Source organism: Neisseria sp. P0022.S009, assembly GCF_051956675.1.
Classification (GTDB): domain Bacteria; phylum Pseudomonadota; class Gammaproteobacteria; order Burkholderiales; family Neisseriaceae; genus Neisseria.
Genome location: NZ_JBQCXE010000002.1, coordinates 1 through 19,575 on the forward strand (window position 1 = coordinate 1; position 19,575 = coordinate 19,575).

General features: G+C 45.6%; 19 protein-coding genes. 11 read left to right on the forward strand and 8 right to left on the reverse strand.

What is annotated here, in order from left to right; translation table 11 throughout:
- Nucleotides 1-368 precede the first annotated feature (368 nt).
- The 5 genes from ACTHUG_RS03000 to ygiD form a co-directional block, all read right to left on the reverse strand.
- On the reverse strand, nt 369-1,607 hold the full coding sequence (locus ACTHUG_RS03000; protein ID WP_440386805.1) for a type VI immunity family protein: 1,239 nt from the start codon (nt 1,605-1,607) through the stop codon (nt 369-371).
- Between the two features lie 32 nt (nt 1,608-1,639).
- Nucleotides 1,640-1,837 (reverse strand): hypothetical protein, encoded by a 198-nt coding sequence (locus ACTHUG_RS03005; protein WP_440386806.1) that lies wholly within the window; start codon nt 1,835-1,837, stop codon nt 1,640-1,642.
- Between the two features lie 549 nt (nt 1,838-2,386).
- Nucleotides 2,387-2,836 (reverse strand): hypothetical protein, encoded by a 450-nt coding sequence (locus ACTHUG_RS03010; RefSeq protein ID WP_440386419.1) that lies wholly within the window; start codon nt 2,834-2,836, stop codon nt 2,387-2,389.
- A gap of 380 nt (nt 2,837-3,216) precedes the next feature.
- Nucleotides 3,217-4,653, reverse strand: coding sequence for an NAD-dependent succinate-semialdehyde dehydrogenase (locus tag ACTHUG_RS03015; RefSeq protein ID WP_440386418.1), 1,437 nt, complete (start codon nt 4,651-4,653; stop codon nt 3,217-3,219).
- A gap of 803 nt (nt 4,654-5,456) precedes the next feature.
- Entirely contained in the window at nt 5,457-6,242 is a 786-nt protein-coding gene (ygiD, locus tag ACTHUG_RS03020) for a 4,5-DOPA dioxygenase extradiol (RefSeq protein WP_440386417.1), read from the reverse strand.
- A gap of 244 nt (nt 6,243-6,486) precedes the next feature.
- Here ygiD and ACTHUG_RS03025 point away from each other — a divergent pair, with 244 nt between their 5' ends.
- The 6 genes from ACTHUG_RS03025 to ACTHUG_RS03050 all read left to right on the forward strand — a co-directional run bounded on the left by ACTHUG_RS03025 (nt 6,487) and on the right by ACTHUG_RS03050 (nt 9,308).
- Nucleotides 6,487-7,005, forward strand: coding sequence for a GbsR/MarR family transcriptional regulator (locus tag ACTHUG_RS03025; protein WP_308904528.1), 519 nt, complete (start codon nt 6,487-6,489; stop codon nt 7,003-7,005).
- 180 nt (nt 7,006-7,185) lie between these two features.
- On the forward strand, nt 7,186-7,575 hold the full coding sequence (locus ACTHUG_RS03030) for a DoxX-like family protein (protein WP_440386416.1): 390 nt from the start codon (nt 7,186-7,188) through the stop codon (nt 7,573-7,575).
- Nucleotides 7,572-8,054, forward strand: a complete 483-nt coding sequence (locus ACTHUG_RS03035) for a DUF2269 family protein (protein ID WP_440386415.1) — start codon at nt 7,572-7,574, stop codon at nt 8,052-8,054. The genes ACTHUG_RS03030 and ACTHUG_RS03035 overlap by 4 nt, the downstream gene beginning before the upstream one ends.
- A 38-nt stretch (nt 8,055-8,092) precedes the next feature.
- Nucleotides 8,093-8,365 (forward strand): NAD-dependent epimerase/dehydratase family protein, encoded by a 273-nt coding sequence (locus tag ACTHUG_RS03040; RefSeq protein WP_440386414.1) that lies wholly within the window; start codon nt 8,093-8,095, stop codon nt 8,363-8,365.
- Nucleotides 8,286-8,918: an HsdM family class I SAM-dependent methyltransferase gene (locus tag ACTHUG_RS03045; protein ID WP_440386413.1), complete on the forward strand. Its 633-nt coding sequence runs from the start codon at nt 8,286-8,288 to the stop codon at nt 8,916-8,918. Before ACTHUG_RS03040 ends, ACTHUG_RS03045 begins: the two co-directional genes overlap by 80 nt.
- Nucleotides 8,919-8,933: 15 nt before the next feature.
- Complete coding sequence (locus tag ACTHUG_RS03050) at nt 8,934-9,308, forward strand: hypothetical protein (RefSeq protein WP_440386412.1); 375 nt, start codon at nt 8,934-8,936, stop codon at nt 9,306-9,308.
- Nucleotides 9,309-9,470: 162 nt separating this feature from the next.
- Here ACTHUG_RS03050 and ACTHUG_RS03055 read toward each other — a convergent pair whose 3' ends face one another.
- From ACTHUG_RS03055 to ACTHUG_RS03065, 3 genes are read right to left on the reverse strand one after another with little or no spacing between them, the layout of a single operon-like run.
- Entirely contained in the window at nt 9,471-10,925 is a 1,455-nt protein-coding gene (locus ACTHUG_RS03055) for a LutB/LldF family L-lactate oxidation iron-sulfur protein (protein WP_440386411.1), read from the reverse strand.
- The gene (locus ACTHUG_RS03060; protein ID WP_440386410.1) at nt 10,922-11,623 is read right to left on the reverse strand and encodes a LutC/YkgG family protein; all 702 of its coding nucleotides are present in this window, start codon (nt 11,621-11,623) and stop codon (nt 10,922-10,924) included. The genes ACTHUG_RS03055 and ACTHUG_RS03060 overlap by 4 nt, the downstream gene beginning before the upstream one ends.
- Nucleotides 11,620-12,399 (reverse strand): (Fe-S)-binding protein, encoded by a 780-nt coding sequence (locus tag ACTHUG_RS03065; protein ID WP_049323225.1) that lies wholly within the window; start codon nt 12,397-12,399, stop codon nt 11,620-11,622. Before ACTHUG_RS03065 ends, ACTHUG_RS03060 begins: the two co-directional genes overlap by 4 nt.
- Before the next feature lie 667 nt (nt 12,400-13,066).
- On the opposite strand from ACTHUG_RS03065, the gene ACTHUG_RS03070 reads away from it, so the two are divergent.
- The 5 genes from ACTHUG_RS03070 (at nt 13,067) to ACTHUG_RS03090 (ending at nt 19,529) form a co-directional block, all read left to right on the forward strand.
- Entirely contained in the window at nt 13,067-14,977 is a 1,911-nt protein-coding gene (locus tag ACTHUG_RS03070; RefSeq protein WP_049323224.1) for an alpha-amylase family protein, read from the forward strand.
- A gap of 154 nt (nt 14,978-15,131) precedes the next feature.
- Complete coding sequence (locus ACTHUG_RS03075; RefSeq protein WP_049323223.1) at nt 15,132-15,956, forward strand: amino acid ABC transporter substrate-binding protein; 825 nt, start codon at nt 15,132-15,134, stop codon at nt 15,954-15,956.
- On the forward strand, nt 15,946-16,662 hold the full coding sequence (locus ACTHUG_RS03080) for an amino acid ABC transporter permease (protein ID WP_191620507.1): 717 nt from the start codon (nt 15,946-15,948) through the stop codon (nt 16,660-16,662). Before ACTHUG_RS03075 ends, ACTHUG_RS03080 begins: the two co-directional genes overlap by 11 nt.
- Before the next feature lie 9 nt (nt 16,663-16,671).
- Nucleotides 16,672-17,433: an amino acid ABC transporter ATP-binding protein gene (locus tag ACTHUG_RS03085; protein WP_036490792.1), complete on the forward strand. Its 762-nt coding sequence runs from the start codon at nt 16,672-16,674 to the stop codon at nt 17,431-17,433.
- 176 nt (nt 17,434-17,609) lie between these two features.
- The gene (locus ACTHUG_RS03090) at nt 17,610-19,529 is read left to right on the forward strand and encodes an ATP-binding cassette domain-containing protein (protein ID WP_440386409.1); all 1,920 of its coding nucleotides are present in this window, start codon (nt 17,610-17,612) and stop codon (nt 19,527-19,529) included.
- Nucleotides 19,530-19,575: the final 46 nt, after the last annotated feature.

Consider the following 19,575-nt stretch of genomic DNA (forward strand, 5'->3'; position numbering starts at 1 on the left):
CTATGAGCATACTCTCTAGAGTATTATTAATTCTCATTTGACATATAGGAACAAAACAGCGGAATTTGTAGAAGAATAGGGAAAAGGAAATTAATTTATATTATGTTAACTTCATATACCTAGTATTGTAGTCTATTCATTCCAGTTTCTCTTAATTCTACAATCACTTACAGAATTCAAGAATAAAAAAGGCCGTCTGAAAGGTTTTTCAGACGGCCTTTTATCAATTGCCCCAGCTTTTTCTCAATAAATCCCTTGTTGTTAAAGTCTCCGATTATTTCAATAAGTAATTTGTCCAAGACTTTATTCAGGGATTGCTTTGGTGTTTTTTTAGATCCACCTGCCGACAGATTGTTTATGGCTTGGCTTTACCATATAGGTTTTCTACGCAACGGCTCGTCATGGTCTCCTTTGACAAGCTCCCAAATGGTCAGACCCATTTGGGGGCCGAGAAGTGCTTTTTGCGTTCTCTCACCCTCTCCTTCGGGGAAGATTTCGCCTTTATTGAAATGACGGGTTTCGCCGTTAAAGCTGGTAATTTTCCATATGCCCGAAATCGGGACAGGCTCTTCCTCGACGCCGATGATTTCCTGCGGTGCTTGGGTGTAGATCTTTTTACCGTCTTTTTCTTCTTCCACTTCCCAGCCGTCCCATCTTCTCGACCAATAATACATCTGTTCGCGGGTAATGCCGCCCATATTTTCACGGGGGTATTTTTCACGTATCGGTTCTAAAGCGCGGTTTAGCTCAATATAGTCCAAGGGTAAATCTTCGTGGATATCTCCGGTTTCAGGCAAATTGCCAATTTTGAAAACTTTGATACCTGCTATATCACGCATCTTAATATCGGGATGATTTGCCAAAACAGGCTCTATCCTGCCTGCCGGAAGCTGTCCGTAAAGTTCCCTACCAACCAGAGTGTACCAACTGATACTGCGTATGTTGTATCTATAAAAAGTTGACAGATAATCGGTTGTAACCGGAATCAGACCGAAATTCTCGCGACACACCCCGTATTCGTATGGCGCACCATCGTAATAGTTATGAGGTGGAATTGCTGCCAGACCGATATAGCCATGGAAAACATCCAGCTTCTCTGCAATCTTGTCGACAAACTCATCCAGTTTTGCCAAATCTTTGGGGGAAGACAAAATTTCCAGTGGCAGGTTAAAAAGTAGGGTGCCTAGCGGCATATGGGCTTCATTAACCAAACCTGCGGCAATAGAGGTAATGTCGAAATAATAGGATGCGCTGGTATCTGCATGCTCACTTTGCATTCCCCACATCACCTCTGGCAGATTTTCCTCCCGATTGTCCAACCACCGGTAGATTGTATCCCGTTCTTTCAGATATGATTTTTCGGTCAGTTTGACTTTTTTAATATCCCTATGGCCTCTTTCGTGCCTAGCTATTGTCAGCTTGTCTTTCGCCCATTCGTAATAGAAATCCATCAGAGCGGTTAAGGCATCGGCGACATCATTGCGGGTATTAAAATAGATTGCGCCACGTATGCCCAGTTTCAACAGGGTAAAGCCATGTTCGTTGTTGCGTTTGGTGCGGTCGGCGGTATAATGGATGGCGATGAGTTTCTTTTCGGTATCATTCATGAATTATCCTTTCTTGATTAAAATAAAGATTTTTATCTGGCGGCGCAACTGTTGCGGGCTTCTTCTTTGCTGGTGATAATTTCCCCATTACAACCTACTATGGTTACATGAGGACTGGCATCATACTCTTCTTTGCTTGCATCTCTGATATATGCAACTTGATCAATGGTATAAGTATTTCCTTCTACAACAGGTATTCCTTCTTTGAAATGAAATAAGGTATAGCCCAAGTCAAATTTACGAAGGAGCTCTATTTTATTCTCAACGGCCTCTTCTATTTCTTCATCGGTAAAATCGGCAGCTCAGTATATGTTAAATTTATAATTTAAGCATTTCAAATTTCTAAAATCTGTTTCTTTCAGTAGTACAATCACTTACAATATTCAAAAACAAAAAAGGCCGTCTGAAATGTTTCAGACAGCCTTTTTTGTTTATATTCCTTAAGCCTTTTCATAATCAAACTTTCGTTGTCAAAGTCCGTATTGTTCCAATGTAATCCATTTTCTCGATCGTAATATTTACCTTGGACACGGAATGGGACGTTGAATTTTTAAGCCTTCTAAAACGGTTTCTTAGTGGATTCTATCCTATGCTTCGTATTTATTCGTCCATACTGCCTTACTATCTACACTAACCTTCTCAAAAGAACTAATACCGATATATTTTTTATAATCAATAGAATAAGAATTGAAAAACAGCCTAATGATAAAAAAATCAGATACAGATTATACTGATTAAAGTATCCAAACTAAAAATTTTATTATTATTTAACTCTATTGTTAATCATCCATTCCCCTATTTTTTCGTTTAAACTTCCATCCTTCTTCTATATCAAACCTTATAATTTTTTGCTCCATCTCGACAAGAGATAACTTATCAATAAAGAAGGCATAAAAAAAGTCACGTGCTGCCTCCAAGGCGTGAGGATGTCGTAAATCAACCCCTAATCCTAAAAAATAGAGTTCATCTGCCTTATTTCCACTAACTTCTGACCAAGAGTTATCTATACCGGTATTAACTCTGAAATGATCATCATTAAATCTGTCTTCATAGTATCCAATTGGACATAAGGTAATATACCTTCTAGTTTTTTTTCCATAAAAATGATCACAATTCGGATCAAGACGTTTTCCTTGAGAATATGAGCCATTTGTCAAACCATCTCCATCAAATGAACTGCATGCTCCGCTGAAAGCTACGCAAAACAAGATTAAAAATTTCTTCAACATTCACATCACTTTTTTATAAAAATCATACCCAAAAATTACAGCCTAGATAAAGTTCCCACGCTATCGATATAAGCCACACTATGTGAGCAAAAAAACAATCCTTCCTTGCTCACGGTTGTATTATCCAAAATTCCCGCTGCCATCACTCAAAGAAAAACCACTGCTAGAAACTCGAAATAAGCACCTTGCAAGATTAAAAACATAAAAAAATTATCAAAATAATTTTATATACATGTGACAAAATTTTTGCAACTTTGTTTCTTATGGTTTTGCTTTTTTATAAAGCTCGTTCTCACAATATGAAAATTATCCAATACCTTTTCTGCGTTTAAAAAAGGCCGTCTGAAAACCGAATTTCAGACGGCCTTTACTGTACAGCCTTATTCCGCCACATCAATACACAAATATTTCAATTCCAAATATTCGTCCGCACCGTATTTGCTGCCTTCACGTCCCAAACCGCTGCGTTTTACACCGCCAAACGGTGCCACTTCATTACTGATTAAGCCCGTATTGATGCCGACCATGCCGTATTCCAAGGCTTCGCCGACGCGCCACTGACGGGCGGTATCGGAGGTAAAAAGGTAAGCTGCCAAACCGTATTCCGTATCGTTGGCGGTCGCGATGACTTCGGCTTCGGTTTCAAAACAGAATACTGGACACAACGGCCCGAAGGTTTCTTCGCGCGCCACCGCCATTTGCGCCGTTACGCCGCTTAAGACAGTCGGTTCGAAAAATGTTCCGCCCAACGCGCTGCGTTTGCCGCCGGTCAGGCAGACCGCGCCTTTTGAAAGTGCGTCGGCGATGTGCTGCTCAACTTTCTCTACCGCTTTTTCCTCAATCAGCGGCCCTTGGTTCACGCCTTCATCCAAGCCGTTGCCCAATTTGAGCGCAGCCACTTTTTCACTCAATTTACGGCAAAATTCTTCGTAAATGCCGGATTGAGCATAAACGCGGTTGGTGCAGACGCAGGTCTGGCCGCTGTTGCGGAACTTGCTGGCCAGCGCGCCTTCGACGGCTTTGTCAAAATCGGCATCATCAAACACGATAAACGGAGCGTTGCCGCCCAGTTCTAAACTGAGTTTTTTAATGTCCGCCGCGCTGTCGGCAAAAATTTTCGCACCGACTTCGGTAGAGCCGGTAAAGCTGATTTTGCGCACGGTCAGGTTCGTGGCAAATTCATGGCTGATTTCAGAAGCGCGGCCACTGACGACGGGAAGCAAATCCTGCGGCACGCCTGCTTCGTAGGCCAGTAGCGCCAGCGCATACGCGCTCAGGGGCGTGAGCGACGCAGGTTTGACTATCATCGCGCAACCCACCGCCAAAGCAGGCGCGGCCTTGCGCGCAATCATCGCGGACGGGAAGTTCCACGGCGTAATCGCAGCGGTAACGCCGACGGGCTGTTTCAACACGACCAGTTTTTGCGACGCTTTCACGCTTGTCAGCACATCGCCGTCAATCCGCCGCGCCTCTTCGGCAAACCAGCGCACAAACGAAGCCGCATAATCGATTTCGCCGCGCGCCTCGGTCAGGCTTTTGCCCTGTTCCATCGTCATGATGCGCGCCAGTTCTTCTTTGTTTTCCTTGATTAAAAAATACCAACGCCACAACACATCGGCGCGTTCCAACGCAGTTTTTGCCGCCCATAATTTTTGTGCGGCCTCCGCCTTTTGAATCAGCAACTTGAGGCCGTCTGAACGAGTCGTGCGGACAAACGCCAAAGTCTCACCTGTTGCAGGATTATCAACTTTAATAGCATTTGGAATCGGAGAAAAGGAAATATCGGGATGGTTGAGCAAGCGGGCAAAATCTTTCATGAGAAACTAGCTTTCTAAAATCAGGAATATGTGTTCATTATCATATTCATACCATGAAAGCGCAACTGAATCGCAAAATAAGACAACAGCAAAGGCCGTCTGAATATCTTACAGACGGCCTTTCTTATTCGGGTTTCTCTAAACTACATACTTATCTCAATTTATGTATGCGAAGATAAAAATATATATTGCTTAACAAAAGTATCACATATAGGAAAAATATAATGATTAATCCATAATTACCTGCTTTTATTGTACTGAAGACAATGATAAAAAATAGATCTAATCCTACTAATTTATGGATAAAATATAAAAATAAAGCTAAGAATATTAATCCAATTATTTTCCTATTGAGTAGAAAAAGTAAAATAGGAATATTATTCAAAATAAAAAATAATTTAATAAAAACTTCATTACCCTCTATCTCACCCTGTAGCTCAGATAGCTTATAGATATCCCCATAAACAATATAATCTGAAATATAGAAATTTTGCTTACTAAGGAAAAAAGAGAATACACATAGTAATAAAAAAATTATAAAATTTCATAAATAATATACCATAGTCCTACTTTATTAGATATAACTTTTATCTATAATATAATCAAACCATTCCCACCTAATCATCCCAACTGCAAATAAAATTCAGCTTTAATCGCTTGCTATGCTCGAATTATTTATATTTGAAGATTATAAACTCAATCTCATCTTTGCTGAATAGGTTATGGTTTATATAGATATAAAACGCAGTCTGAAACAGATAAAGCCAATAAAGGATGATTTCTTTTACTATATTTTTCCCTTTTTACCCCACTAAAACCGACGTCATGCTGAGTGAACCTGCAATCAGCTTGTCGTTGAAAAACGTAACCTGATCTTGCGGTTCGCGCAATGCCATGATGTACAGCAAGGGCAAGTAATGATCCGGTGTTGGCACGGAAAGCTCGGCTTTTTCGCCTAGTTGCTGATAATGCACCAAGGTTTCATCATCTTGTGTCGCAATCGCTTGATTGACCGTTTCTTGGAATGCAAACGCCCATTCATACCCTGCACCGATTTGATCAATATGTTCCCAGCTTATTGCCCTCAGGTTATGCACAATATTGCCGCTGCCGATAATCAACACGCCTTGTTCGCGTAAAGCAGCTAACTTTTTCGCCAAATTGAAATGCCATTCTGCCGATTGCAAACGGTTAAGGCTAAGTTGCACCACAGGAATATCGGCATTGGGATAAAGAAATTTCAACACTGCCCAAGCACCATGATCAAAGCCACGTGTTGGGTTCAGCTCGACATTTTCCGGCTGTAATAATGACTTCACTTGCTCCGCCAACTCAGGCGAACCGGGCGCAGGATATTGCACTTGACTGAGTTCATCTGGAAAGCCGTAGAAATCGTAAATCATTTTAGGATGCGCGCCTGAGGTTACCTGCAAACGGCTGCTGTACCAATGCGCTGAAATCATCAAAATAGCTTTTGGTTTGGCAAACCTTTGCGTAATTAGGCTGAAATTCTGATTAAACAGGTTTTCTTTGTCCAACACATTCATCGGGCTGCCATGCCCGACAAACAATACAGGCATTTTTTTCATGATTTACTCCTCGTTATTTGATACAGCGGATTGTACGGACAAATTTTTATTCAAAAAATACCGGTTTACGAACAACATCTTTTCCTCATAAGAAATCATGACTGATAAGGTCTAGAGATGTTGAGAGGATATATAGAAGAAGGGTTGATTCAAAAGGCCGTCTGAACATTTTATTTCAGACGGCCAAAAATTTCTTTATTTCTGTATTGACAGAAATAAAAGATAAAAATAGAATACCATCACTATGAAACTGAATCCGACCACTGAAAAATTTATCCTCCATTGGGGCGAAATGGGCACCAAATGGGGGGTCAACCGTACCGTTGCGCAAATCCATGCCCTGCTCTATATCTTGGGCAGGCCGATGAATGCCGAGGAAATTACCGAAACGCTCGGAGTGGCGCGCTCCAATGTCAGCAACAGTATTAAAGAGCTGCAAAATCTGAGACTGGTGCATACCGTGCATATCTTGGGCGATAGGCGCGATCATTTTGAAACTTCGGATGATGTCTGGACTTTATTCCGCACCATTGCTGAAGTGCGTATGCAGCGCGAAATCGAACCGACGCGGCAATTTTTGCAAAGCCTGATCGACAGCCCTGAATTTAGTCAGGAAAATGAAACCGCCAAGCAGCGAATCCAACAAACCCATGATTTCATCAGTACGCTGACCATATGGGCAAATGAAATGCTGAAGCTATCCACTTCAACCATGGTAAAAATCTTGAAAGTCGGTGCAGGAATACAAAAATTTTTCCGGTAATGGCATTGGGCATCTGCTCAAAAAATACTGCCTATGTTATTTAGAAATATGAAAACATACTCATGTTAGTTTTACATGGGCATGTAAAACCAAAATTTTTTTACCCTATAATTTCTCTCTTGACAGAAATTTTAGAAATTAAAGATTGAACAGGCTTAACTGATGAAATAGGAATTTGGTATGCTCGACAATATTAAACGCCCTCCTCCCGCCTACTTGTCTTACTCGATGGGGCTGCTATGGCTCTGGAGTGGTACCCAGCCTCTGTTTTTCATGCCTGAAATGTCATTGGGTTTACTGCGTTCGGCCGGCATTCCTAATCCTTTGCAATGGCCGACATTAATCGCTGCTTCACTGTTGGACATCGGTTTTGCCTTTTTATGTTTCAGCCGCTTTCGCTTCCGTTCCGCAATATGGCTGCTGCAATTGATAACCGTCGCGGCATACAGCCTGATTATTGCCTTCAGGCTGCCTGAAATGTGGGCGCATCCGTTTGCACCTTTGGTAAAAAACCTGCCGATTATGGCTACTTTATTTTTCCTGTATCAATCCGTAGAAGATAAAAAATGAACACCTATTTAATCGTTAAAACCTTGCACATCATCTCCGCTACCTTAATGGTCGGCACCGGTTTTGGTACAGCGTTTTACCTCTTTTGGGCAAACCGCAGCGGTTCGGTCGCCGCACAGTCGGTCGTATCGCATTGGGTCATCAAAGCAGATTGGTGGTTTACGACACCTGCCGTCATTTTCCAACCCTTGTCCGGCTTATGGATGCTGTATGAACGCGGCTATACTGTTTCCACCATGCTGGAACAAAATTGGATATGGATGACGCTGGCTTTATACATCTTTTCAGGCATTTGCTGGCTGCCCGTTGTTTGGCTGCAAATCCGCATGGCCAAGATTGCCGAAAAAGCGCACAAAGAAAATGCAGACACCATTCCTGAGCCTTATTGGCGTTATGCCAGACGTTGGGAATTGCTGGGCTATCCCGCCTTTTGTGCCACTATCGTGATTTACTTCCTGATGGTGATGAAACCGGTTTAAAGGTTTTCAGACGGCCTCAGCAATATAAAGAAAAAACCATGAACATCATCATTTTCGGAGGCAGCGGATTTATCGGCAAGCGTACCGTTCAAATCCTCAAAGAACAAGGTCACCAAGTTTGCACGCCTGACCGCCGCGCCTTCGACTTTCTTCATCCCAATGAAACAGCCGCACGCCGTTTATTAGAGGGGCAAGACGTCCTCATCAACTGCATCGGCATCATGAGCCGTCATGCCGAAATACTCGAACCCGCCTTTCGGTGTGGAATGGAAAATCCAAGAAGATTACGTCAAAGAAGAATATGCCGATAAAGGCTTTAACGGGCGTTTCGGGGCTGGTCTGCCGCGTATCAACGATGGCTCACTCCTCTTTTTGCAACACATGATGAGCAAAATGAAGCAGCCTGAAAAAGACGGCCAAGGCTCGCGCATTGCCGTGGTATTTAACGGCTCGCCGCTATTTACCAGCGATGCCGGCAGCGGTGAAAGCAATATCCGCCGCTATGTAATTGAAAACGACCTGCTTGAGGCCGTTATCGCGCTGCCGGATCAAATTTTTTACGACACCGGCATTTATACCTACATTTGGATTTTATCGAATAAGAAAAGCGCCAAACGACAAGGCAAAGTGCAGCTGATTAACGCTACGCAGTATTTCCAAAAAATGCAAAAATCGCTTGGCAATAAGCGCAACGAATTGTCTGAACAGCATATCGCAGAGATTACCAAACTGTATGCCAATTTTGCCGAAACCAAAGACAGCAAGATTTTTAGCAACCAAGATTTTGCTTATTTGAAAATCACGGTAGAACGTCCGCTGCGACTCAATTTCCAAGCCAGCGCAGAACGTATTGAAAAACTGTAGGAACAAACCGCCTTTGTGAATTTAGCCACAAGCAAAAAACTCAAAGACGAAGCGCAGATTAAAGCTGATGAAGCCATCGGCGCAGCGCAGCAACAAGCCATTATTACCGCATTAAATGGCTTGGGCGATAAATTATATAAAAATCGTGAGGCATTTTTAAAAGTGTTGAATCCGGCCTTAAAAGCCTTGGATTTCACCATTGGTGCACCGCTGAAAAAAGCGATTTTGGAAGCCTTAAGCGAGCGTGACCAAACCGCTGATATCTGCACAGACAATAAAGGCAATAAAGAGGCTGATTCACAACTGCGCGATAGCGAATTAGTACCGATGCCGTCTGAAATGCCGTTTCCATTAAGTTTGAGCTATGAGAATGTTCATTTAGAAAAGTAGAATATTGATATTTACAAGGCCGTCTGAAACTCATTTTCAGACGGCCTCTTACTTAATAGAAATAAAAATAAGCTAATGAAATCAATTACTATCAGTCATTCAACACCATTCAATAAAAAATAAAACCTGAGGCTTTCATCCCCCAGGTTTTATTTTCAAGCCTTATGCTTTTTCCTGCTGACGTTTTCTTTCTGCCACCATCTCATGCAATGTTTGCTTGGCAGGTTTCATCGGAACATGGTTATTGGTCCAGCTTAACTGCTTACTTGGCGTCAATGCACGGAATTTGGTAGCAGCCCAGCCGAATGCTCGATAAGCCTTACTGCCGCTGAAAATACCGTTAAAGGTTCGCCATGCCATTTGCTCGCCGAAGGTATGCGATGCGCCTTGACCACGGATAGGATGAGGAACGGCTTCTGTTGGCGAACGTTGTGCTTCAACGCGCAGACGTTGCATTTGTTCGGTAATCGGAATGCGTACTGGGCAAACTTCGACACACGCGCCGCACATGGTACACGCAGTCGGCAGATCGCGTGTCGCATCCAAGCCCAACAAATGCGGAGAGATAATCTCGCCAATCGGGCCGGGATAGGTTGTGCCATATGCCGCGCCACCGATACGGGTGTAAACCGGACAGTGGTTCATGCACGCACCGCAACGGATACATTGCAAGGTACGGCGCATTTGATCTTCTGCATACGCTTGGCTACGGCCGTTGTCGAGCAGAACCAAGTGCATTTCCTGCGGACCGTCCAGTTCTTCGCTACGGCGAGGACCGGTAATCATATTGAAATAAGTGGTAATATTCTGACCGATGGCGGAGCGTGGCAACAGGCTGTACAAAGGCGGCACATCCGACAGTTTCGCAACCACTTTTTCAATACCGGTAATGGCGATATGCACAGGCGGCACAGTGGTACTCAAGCGGCCGTTACCTTCGTTTTCCACCAGACACAAAGTGCCTGTTTCAGCAACGGCGAAGTTTACGCCGCTCAAACCGACGTCGGCAGTGCTGTAAATATCGCGCAGTGCTTTACGGGCGAAGCCGGTCAGTTGGTCCACGTCGTCAGTTAACGGCGTACCGAGGTTTTGATGGAAAAGCTCGCTCACCTGCTCTTTGGTCTTGTGAATGGCAGGCATCACGATATGGGTTGGTTTCTCGCCGGCCATTTGTACGATAAACTCGCCCAAGTCGCTTTCAACCGCTTTGATGCCCCGGTCTTGCAGATAATGGTTCAGCTCAATCTCTTCGCTGACCATAGATTTGCCTTTCACCATCAGCTTACCGTTTTTATCGGTAATGATGTTGTGAATGATTTGGCAGGCTTCGGCCGGTGTTTCCGCCCAGTGGACTTTAACGCCCAGCTTGGTCAGGTTCTCTTCCAGCTGTTCCAATAATGCAGGTAATTTGGACAACGAACGTTGACGGACATGCTCACACAGGTCACGCAGGCTTTGCAGCTCTTCTTCATCTGTCAAAACAGCTTTGCGCTTGGTCATCAGCATATCCATCGCCGTACGCAAGCTTTTACGCAGAGGCTTGTCTTGCAAAGAAATCGCGGCGTTTTGCTTGAACGTTTCCGGCTTCATATGGAATTTAATGGTTTGGGAACTCATGCTTTTTCCTCCAAATCGGCAGGGGAAATATGATCAGGCAGGACAGCCAAAACCACCAAATCGCGCGGGCCGTGTGCACCATAGGCCAAAGTCAATTGAATATCGGCAGTCTTAGACGGGCCGGAAATCAAAATAACGTTGGTAGACATACCTTTTTCTACCAGTTTTTCGCCTTCAACAGCATTATGGAATTCGTTGTACATTTTGCTGGTGTCAAACAGGCAGAAATGCACAGGCGGTACCAAACTCAAACTGCGCGGCTCCAGAGGACTGGACTCCAACATAATCGTACCGGTACGGGCAATACCGCATTTAGAGCCGCTAAATCCGGCCTCAATATCGGCAAAGAATTCGTTTTTCCAGTCGTCGATTTTTCGCTCAAAACCGCGCGGTTCGATATCGGTATCGGCCAAAGCTGCACGAGCCAGCTGGCCGTGTTCTGTTTCCAATGGCAACAGAATGTTTTTCAAGCCTTTGCCTTCGGCTGCTTGACGGAATACTTGCGGCCAGTTGGTTTTAGTAACCCAATAGATTTCCGTTTTGACGGCACGCATGGCAGCCGCCCAATGTTTCAAGCGTTCGACATCGTTTGCCCAAGAAACGCCCATTTCACGGTAATAATCGAAAACCGGCGGCTCTTCCATCGGTAAGGCATCGGCTTTTTTCAATTTCGCCAAAATATTTTCGCGCGCGCTCATGCTTTACCTCCGGTGCGTTCCAACAGGAAGGATGCAATGTGTTTCGGACGTGGCATATTCGGTTCGTCTTTGGCAATTTTGCCGCCGATATTCATCATGCAGCCGCAGTCTGCGCTGATGATTTCAGTCGCGCCGGTTTCTTTCAGGGCTGCAACTTTGTCGGTTACCATCGCGCCGGAAATATCTGCTTGTTTGACAGAGAATGTACCGCCAAAACCGCAGCATTCACTTTCATGGTCGTGAACGATACGCTCAACATTTTCCATGCCGTCAATCAGCTGCCAGCCTGACAAATGGACATTCATCTCACGACGCGCCGCGCAAGAAGTATGAACGGCCACTTTAACCGGCTCGCCTTTATCTTCAGGTTTGTAGCCGATGGCCAGCAGGAAGTGGGTAAATTCAATGATACGGTTGGCGCAATCAATGGCTTTTTGTTCGTACTCGGTGCCTTTGAACAAAGTCGGCCAGTGGTGTTTCATCATGCCGCCGCAAGAACCGGACGGTACGACAATCGGCCAATTTTCCGGGAATAAATCCAATTGGGCTTTGGCCACATCAAAAGCTTCTTTCGGATGGCCGGACGAATAGGCAGGTTGGCCGCAGCAGCTTTGCTCCATCGGATAATGGATACGGATGCCCTGTTGTTCGATTAAGGTAATGGCATCCATGCCTGCTTCGGGCATGAAAAGGTCGAGAACGCAAGTACCGAAGAAATAAGCATCGGTTGGCTTGCTGTCGAATACGGTGATTTGTGGTGGTTTGATTGCGCTCATTTTTTTGGAACGGGATAACCCATTTTCTTGTGTAAAAATAAGATGGATACTTTAAGTAATTGCTTGTAATGGGTCAAGTCTAATTTTAAAAAATAATATTAAAAAAGCATGACAAACCAGACAAACACCTTTCCCTTATTAAATTGATAATCTACATAATAACTACTATCAATAAGAAAACTAAAGGATTCATTTTTTAATAAATGAAATGCAACCATTCACTCTCTCTTCAAAACACAATAACTGCCTCTTTATAGAATCTTGATTTACATCAGAAGTCATGAATTTAATCGCTATGACACGTTTTTAAACAAAATAAGCAACCTCTTATGCTATACATATGTTTCAGACGGCCATACTTAGCATAAAAATATGTCTAAGATAATAAAAATAAAAGTTTTTTCACAAGACTCAGGCCGTCTGAAAGATAAGTTCGTCAAAAGGCCACTTTCCATATGCTCAATCCTACTTTTAATCAAAATCAAACACTTGAAAAATCATCGTTCCCAACCTTGAAAACCCTATGCACACTCAAGCACTTCCAGTATTATTGTGACAATTTCTTGACGCAAAATTACAGTCTTAGCCGCCCACAATCGGCATGGATTTGCAAAAGAAGTGAAACCAAGCTTCAAAACAATTTCACCTTAACTTCGGAGTAGGCATCATGTTGACCCAGACTCAACAGGTTGATTTGACCTTGCATCACCTTAAAGAACGCACCCTATCGATTTATACCCCCGAACAGCGTGCAAGCATCGAGACATCTGAAGACTGGAAACAGTTTGACAGGCGACTTGAAGAACACTTCCCAAAACTGATGCACGAGCTGGACAATGTTTACAACAACAACGAAGCCGTTCTCCCCATGCTGGAGCAACTGATTGCTCAAGCATGGCAAAGCTATTCCCAACGCAACTCATCCTTAAAAGATATTGATATTGCGCGCGAAAACGATCCTGACTGGATTTTGTCCAACAAACAGGTTGGCGGCGTGTGCTATGTCGATTTGTTCGCAGGCAATCTGCAAGGTTTGAAAGCCAAAATCCCTTATTTCCAAGAATTGGGCTTGACCTATCTGCACCTGATGCCCCTGTTTAAATGTCCCGAAGGCAAAAGCGATGGTGGCTATGCGGTCAGCAGCTACCGCGATGTCAATCCGGCTTTGGGTACGATAGACGACTTGCGCGATGTCATTGCCGCCTTGCACGAAGCAGGTATTTCCGCCGTCGTCGATTTCATCTTTAACCATACTTCCAACGAACACGAATGGGCAAAAGGCTGCGCCGCCGGTGATCCGCTCTACGACAACTTCTACTACATCTTCCCTGACCGCTGGATGCCCGACCAATACGACCGCACCCTGCGTGAAATCTTCCCCGACCAACATCCGGGCGGCTTCTCCCAACTGGAAGACGGACGCTGGGTATGGACGACGTTCAACTCCTTCCAATGGGACTTGAATTACAGCAACCCATGGGTATTCCGTGCCATGGCAGGCGAAATGATGTTCCTTGCCAACTTGGGCGTTGATATTCTGCGCATGGACGCCGTTGCCTTTATTTGGAAACAAATGGGCACAAGCTGCGAAAACCTGCCGCAAGCCCATGCCTTAATTCGCGCGTTTAACTCTGTGATGCGTATTGCCGCCCCGGCCGTGTTCTTCAAATCCGAAGCCATCGTCCACCCCGACCAAGTTGTCCAATACATCAGCCAAGACGAATGCCAAATCGGTTACAACCCGCTGCAAATGGCATTGTTATGGAACACGCTTGCCACGCGCGAAGTCAACCTGCTCCATCAGGCATTGACCTACCGCCACAACCTGCCCGACCACACAGCATGGGTCAACTACGTACGCAGCCATGACGACATAGGCTGGACGTTTGCCGATGAGGACGCATGGCAGTTCGGCATCCACGGCTACGACCACCGACAATTCCTCAACCGCTTCTTCGTCAACCATTTCGACGGCAGCTTCGCGCGCGGCGTCCCCTTCCAATACAACCCAAACACTGGCGACTGCCGTGTCAGCGGTACAGCCGCAGCATTGGTTGGTTTGGCTCAAAATGACCCGTATGCCGTTGACCGCATCAAACTTTTGTACAGCATCGCCCTGAGTACCGGCGGTCTGCCGCTGATTTACCTAGGCGACGAAGTGGGTACGCTCAATGACGACGACTGGTCGCAAGACAGCAATAAGAGCGACGACAGCCGCTGGGCACACCGTCCTCGTTATAATGAGGAGTTGTACAACCAACGCCATGACAGCTCGACCACTGCCGGTCAAATCTTCCAAGGTTTGCGCCATATGATTGCCATCCGCCAAAGCAATCCGCGCTTTGACGGCGGCAAGTTGGTTACCTTCAATACCAACAATAAACACATCATCGGCTATATGCGTAACAACGCGCTTTTGGCATTCGGCAACTTCAGCGAACATCCGCAAACCATCAGTGCGCATACGCTGCAAGCCATGCCGTTTAAAGCGCACGATTTGATCAGCGGTCAAACCGTTTCCCTGAATCAGGATTTGGTACTGCAACCCTATCAAGTCATGTGGCTTGAAATTGCATAAGCCGGAATTTTGATACACCGCTCAAGGCCGTCTGAACAAATCAGCGTTCAGACGGCCTTTTAAGAAATAAGATGTATTTTGTATTTTGGGCAGTTTCGCTTAGAATGCATGCTTTAATACCAGATGACACACTAAAAATCAGGAGTAAAAATCCATGTTGAAAAAATTCGTACTCGGCACCATCGCTGCAGTAGTTTTGGCTGCTTGCGGTGGCGAAGGCAGCAATTCAGCTTCTTCTGCACCGGCCCAATCCGGCGCAGCCTCCGGCTCACTGATTGAGCGTATCAACAACAAAGGTACCATCACTGTCGGTACGGAAGGCACTTACGCACCCTTCACCTACCATGATAAAGACGGCAAATTGACCGGCTACGATGTCGAAGTTACCCGCGCCGTTGCCGACAAACTGGGCGTAAAAGTCGAATTTAAAGAAACACAATGGGACTCCATGATGGCGGGTTTGAAAGCCGGCCGTTTCGACGTGGTTGCCAACCAAGTCGGCCTGACCAGCCCTGAACGTCAAGCAACTTTTGACAAATCCGAGCCTTACAGCTGGAGCGGTGCTGTATTAGTTGCGCGCAAAGACAGCAACATCAAATCCATCGACGACATCAAAGGCGTGAAAACCGCACAATCCCTGACCAGCAACTATGGCGAAAAAGCCAAAGCTGCAGGCGCAGAACTCGTACCGGTAGACGGCTTGGCTCAATCCCTGACCTTGATTGAACAAAAACGTGCCGATGCAACCCTGAACGACGAATTGGCGGTATTGGACTATCTGAAGAAAAATCCGAACGCCGGTGTAAAAATCGTTTGGTCTGCCCCGGCTGATGAAAAAGTCGGCTCCGGCTTGATTGTCAATAAAGGCAACGATGAAGCATTGGCTAAATTCAGCACAGCCATGAACGAACTGAAAGCCGACGGCACGCTGAAAAAACTGGGCGAACAATTCTTCGGAAAAGACATCAGTGTTAAATAATTTCCTTGCCTCTCTGCCGTTTATGACGGAAACACGCGCTGATATGCTCATCAGCGCGTTTTGGCCCATGGTTAAAGCCGGCTTTATAGTATCTCTTCCTCTAGCGATCGCTTCTTTCGTTATCGGCATGATTATTGCTATAGCCGTTGCTTTGGTACGAATTATGCCACCAGTTGGAATTCTTCAAAAAATCCTACTTAAAGTGGTTGAATTCTATATTTCGGTCATTCGTGGCACACCACTTCTAATACAGCTGGCTGTAGTCTTCTATGGCCTGCCATCTGTTGGTATATATATCGACCCGATTCCTGCTGCCATCATCGGCTTCTCGCTCAATGTCGGCGCATATGCTTCCGAAACCATCCGCGCGGCAATCTTGTCCGTACCTAAAGGTCAATGGGAAGCCGGCTTCTCCATCGGTATGACCTATATGCAGACGTTCCGCCGTATTATCGCGCCGCAGGCATTTCGTGTTGCCGTACCGCCTTTGAGCAACGAGTTTATCGGCTTGTTCAAAAATACTTCGCTTGCAGCAGTTGTAACAGTAACTGAATTATTCCAAGTTACCCAACAAATTGCGAATCGCTCCTATGACTATCTACCAGTCTATATCGAAGCCGCATTGGTTTATTGGTGTTTCTGCAAAGTGCTGTTTTTGATTCAGGCGCGCTTGGAAAAACGCTTTGACCGCTATGTCGCCAAATAAGGAGTTGTCATGATTAAAATCCGCAATATCCATAAGACCTTTGGCGAAAATACCATTTTGCGCGGCATCGATTTGGATGTCGGCAAAGGACAGGTGGTCGTTATCCTAGGCCCTTCCGGCTCGGGCAAAACCACGTTTTTACGCTGTTTAAACGCTTTGGAAATGCCCGAACAAGGTCAGATCGAGTTTGACAACGCGCAGCCGTTAAGCATCGATTTTTCCAAAAAACCAAGCAAACACGATATTTTGGCACTGCGCCGCAAGTCCGGCATGGTGTTCCAACAATACAACCTCTTTCCGCACAAAACTGCGTTGGAAAACGTCATGGAAGGACCGGTTGCCGTACAAGGCAAACCTGTCGCCCAAGCGCGTGAAGAGGCTGTCAAATTGCTTAAAAAAGTCGGTTTGGGCGATAAGATTGATCTCTACCCCTACCAGCTTTCTGGCGGTCAACAGCAGCGCGTCGGCATTGCCCGAGCATTGGCGATTCAGCCTGAACTGATGCTGTTTGACGAACCGACTTCCGCGCTCGACCCTGAATTGGTGCAAGATGTTTTGGATACCATGAAGGAGTTGGCACAAGAAGGCTGGACCATGGTTGTCGTTACGCATGAAATCAAATTTGCCTTGGAAGTGGCAACCACCGTCGTCGTGATGGATGGCGGCGTTATTGTCGAACAAGGCAGCCCGCAAGATTTGTTTAACCATCCCAAACATGAGCGGACACAAAAATTCCTGCGCCAAATCCGTGCGGACAATGCTGACCTTTAAATTTAATTGAAACGACAGAAAATTTGAAAGCATTTCCGACTGTCATTTCATAAAGGCCGTCTGAATAAGTGAAATAGAAAACGCTGATTTCGTTTTCATACTTGTTCAGACGGCCTTTTATATGTCTTTTCAGGTAAAATAACGCCTTTCGTTTTACTTATCCCCTACCCGCCATCATGATAGAAATCAAAAAACTCACCCTGCAACGCGGTTTGAAAGTCCTGCTCGATAAAGCCGATGCCGTAATCAACCCCGGCCAACGCGTTGGTTTAATCGGTAAAAACGGTACGGGAAAATCCAGCCTGTTTGCGCTGATAAAAGGTGAAATCACACAAGATGGCGGCGAAATCCTGATTCCCAAAACATGGCGCCTGGCTTCCGTCTCTCAAGAAACGCCCGATTTAGATATTTCCGCTTTAGACTACGTTTTGCAAGGCGATGCCGAATTGCAGGCTTTTCAGACGGCCTTGGCCCAAGCAGAAGCGCAAAACGATGGCATGAAGCAGGCCGAATATCACGCCAAACTCGAAGAAATCGATGCCTATACCGCTCCGGCACGCGCGGCGAAATTGTTGAGCGGCTTGGGTTTTGCACAAGAAGAACATATCCGCCCCGTCAAATCTTTTTCCGGCGGCTGGCGTATGCGCCTCAACCTTGCCCAAGCACTGATTTGCCGTGCCGATTTGCTGCTTTTGGACGAACCGACCAACCACTTGGATTTAGAAACCGTATTGTGGCTGGAAAACCATCTTGCCTCCCTGCCCTGTACGCAAATCATCATCTCCCATGACCGCGACTTCTTGAATGCCACCACCACGCAAACCATCGAACTGTCGCAACAAAAACTGACCCAATACGGCGGCAATTACGATTTCTATCAAGCCGAACGCGCCCAGCGTCTGGCGCAACAACAAGCCGCCTACGTCAAACAGCAGGCGCAAATCAAACATCTGCAATCCTTTATCGACCGTTTCAAAGCTAAAGCCACAAAGGCCGTACAAGCCCAAAGCCGCATGAAGGCATTAGCCAAACTCGAGCGCATCGCCCCTGCTCATTTGGATAGCGAGTTTTCCTTTGAGTTTGCCAATCCGACCCACCTGCCCAATCCATTATTGAAACTCGACCATGCCGACTTGGGCTATGGCGACAAAACCGTTTTGCACGATATCACCTTGTCTCTGGAAAGTGGCGCACGTTACGGCCTGTTGGGCGTTAACGGCAGCGGCAAATCCACATTTATCAAAGCCTTGGCAGGAAAAATCGATTTGCTTTCCGGCAGCATCGTCCGCTCCGAAAAGCTCAATATCGGCTATTTTGCCCAGCACCAACTGGATACCTTGCGTGCAGACCAAAGTCCGGTTTGGCATATCCAACAGCTTTCGCCCGAAGTCCGCGAACAGGAAATCCGCAACTTTTTAGGCGGTTTCAACTTTGTCGGCGATATGGCGGTTCAAAAGACCGAGCCCTTTTCCGGCGGCGAAAAAGCGCGGCTCGCCCTTGCCATGATTATCTGGCAAAAACCCAATCTGCTGCTGCTTGACGAGCCGACCAACCATTTGGACTTGGATATGCGCCACGCCCTGACACTTGCCCTGCAAAGTTTCCAAGGCGCATTGATTGTCGTATCGCACGACCGCAGCCTGCTTGAAGCGACTACCGACAGCTTCCTATTGATTGACAAAGGCCGTCTGAACAACTTCGACGGCGATTTGAACGACTACCGTCAATGGCGATTGGCACAAGAAAACGCCGCAACAGCCCCCGCTGCATCTGCACAAAGCCAAAGCCCCAAGGACACCAAGCGTATCGAGGCACAAATCCGTCAGGAAAAAGCCAAACGCAGTAAACCGATTCAGCAGAAAATCGACAAAGCCGAAAAAGAAATCGCGCGTTTGACTGATATTCAGACGGCCTGTGAAGCATTTTTGGCACAAGAATCTGCTTATTCAGAAGAAAATAAACCCAAATTGCAAGAGACACTCGCACAATTAACAGAAACTAAAGTAAAATTAACGCAACTGGAAGAAAACTGGCTGCAATGGCAAGAAGAGCTTGAGCAAATCCAAGTTGATGTCGAAGCCGAGTTTTCCCAATAAAAATAGAGCCATCAGGCCGTCTGAAATAAAACACAATACGGAAAAA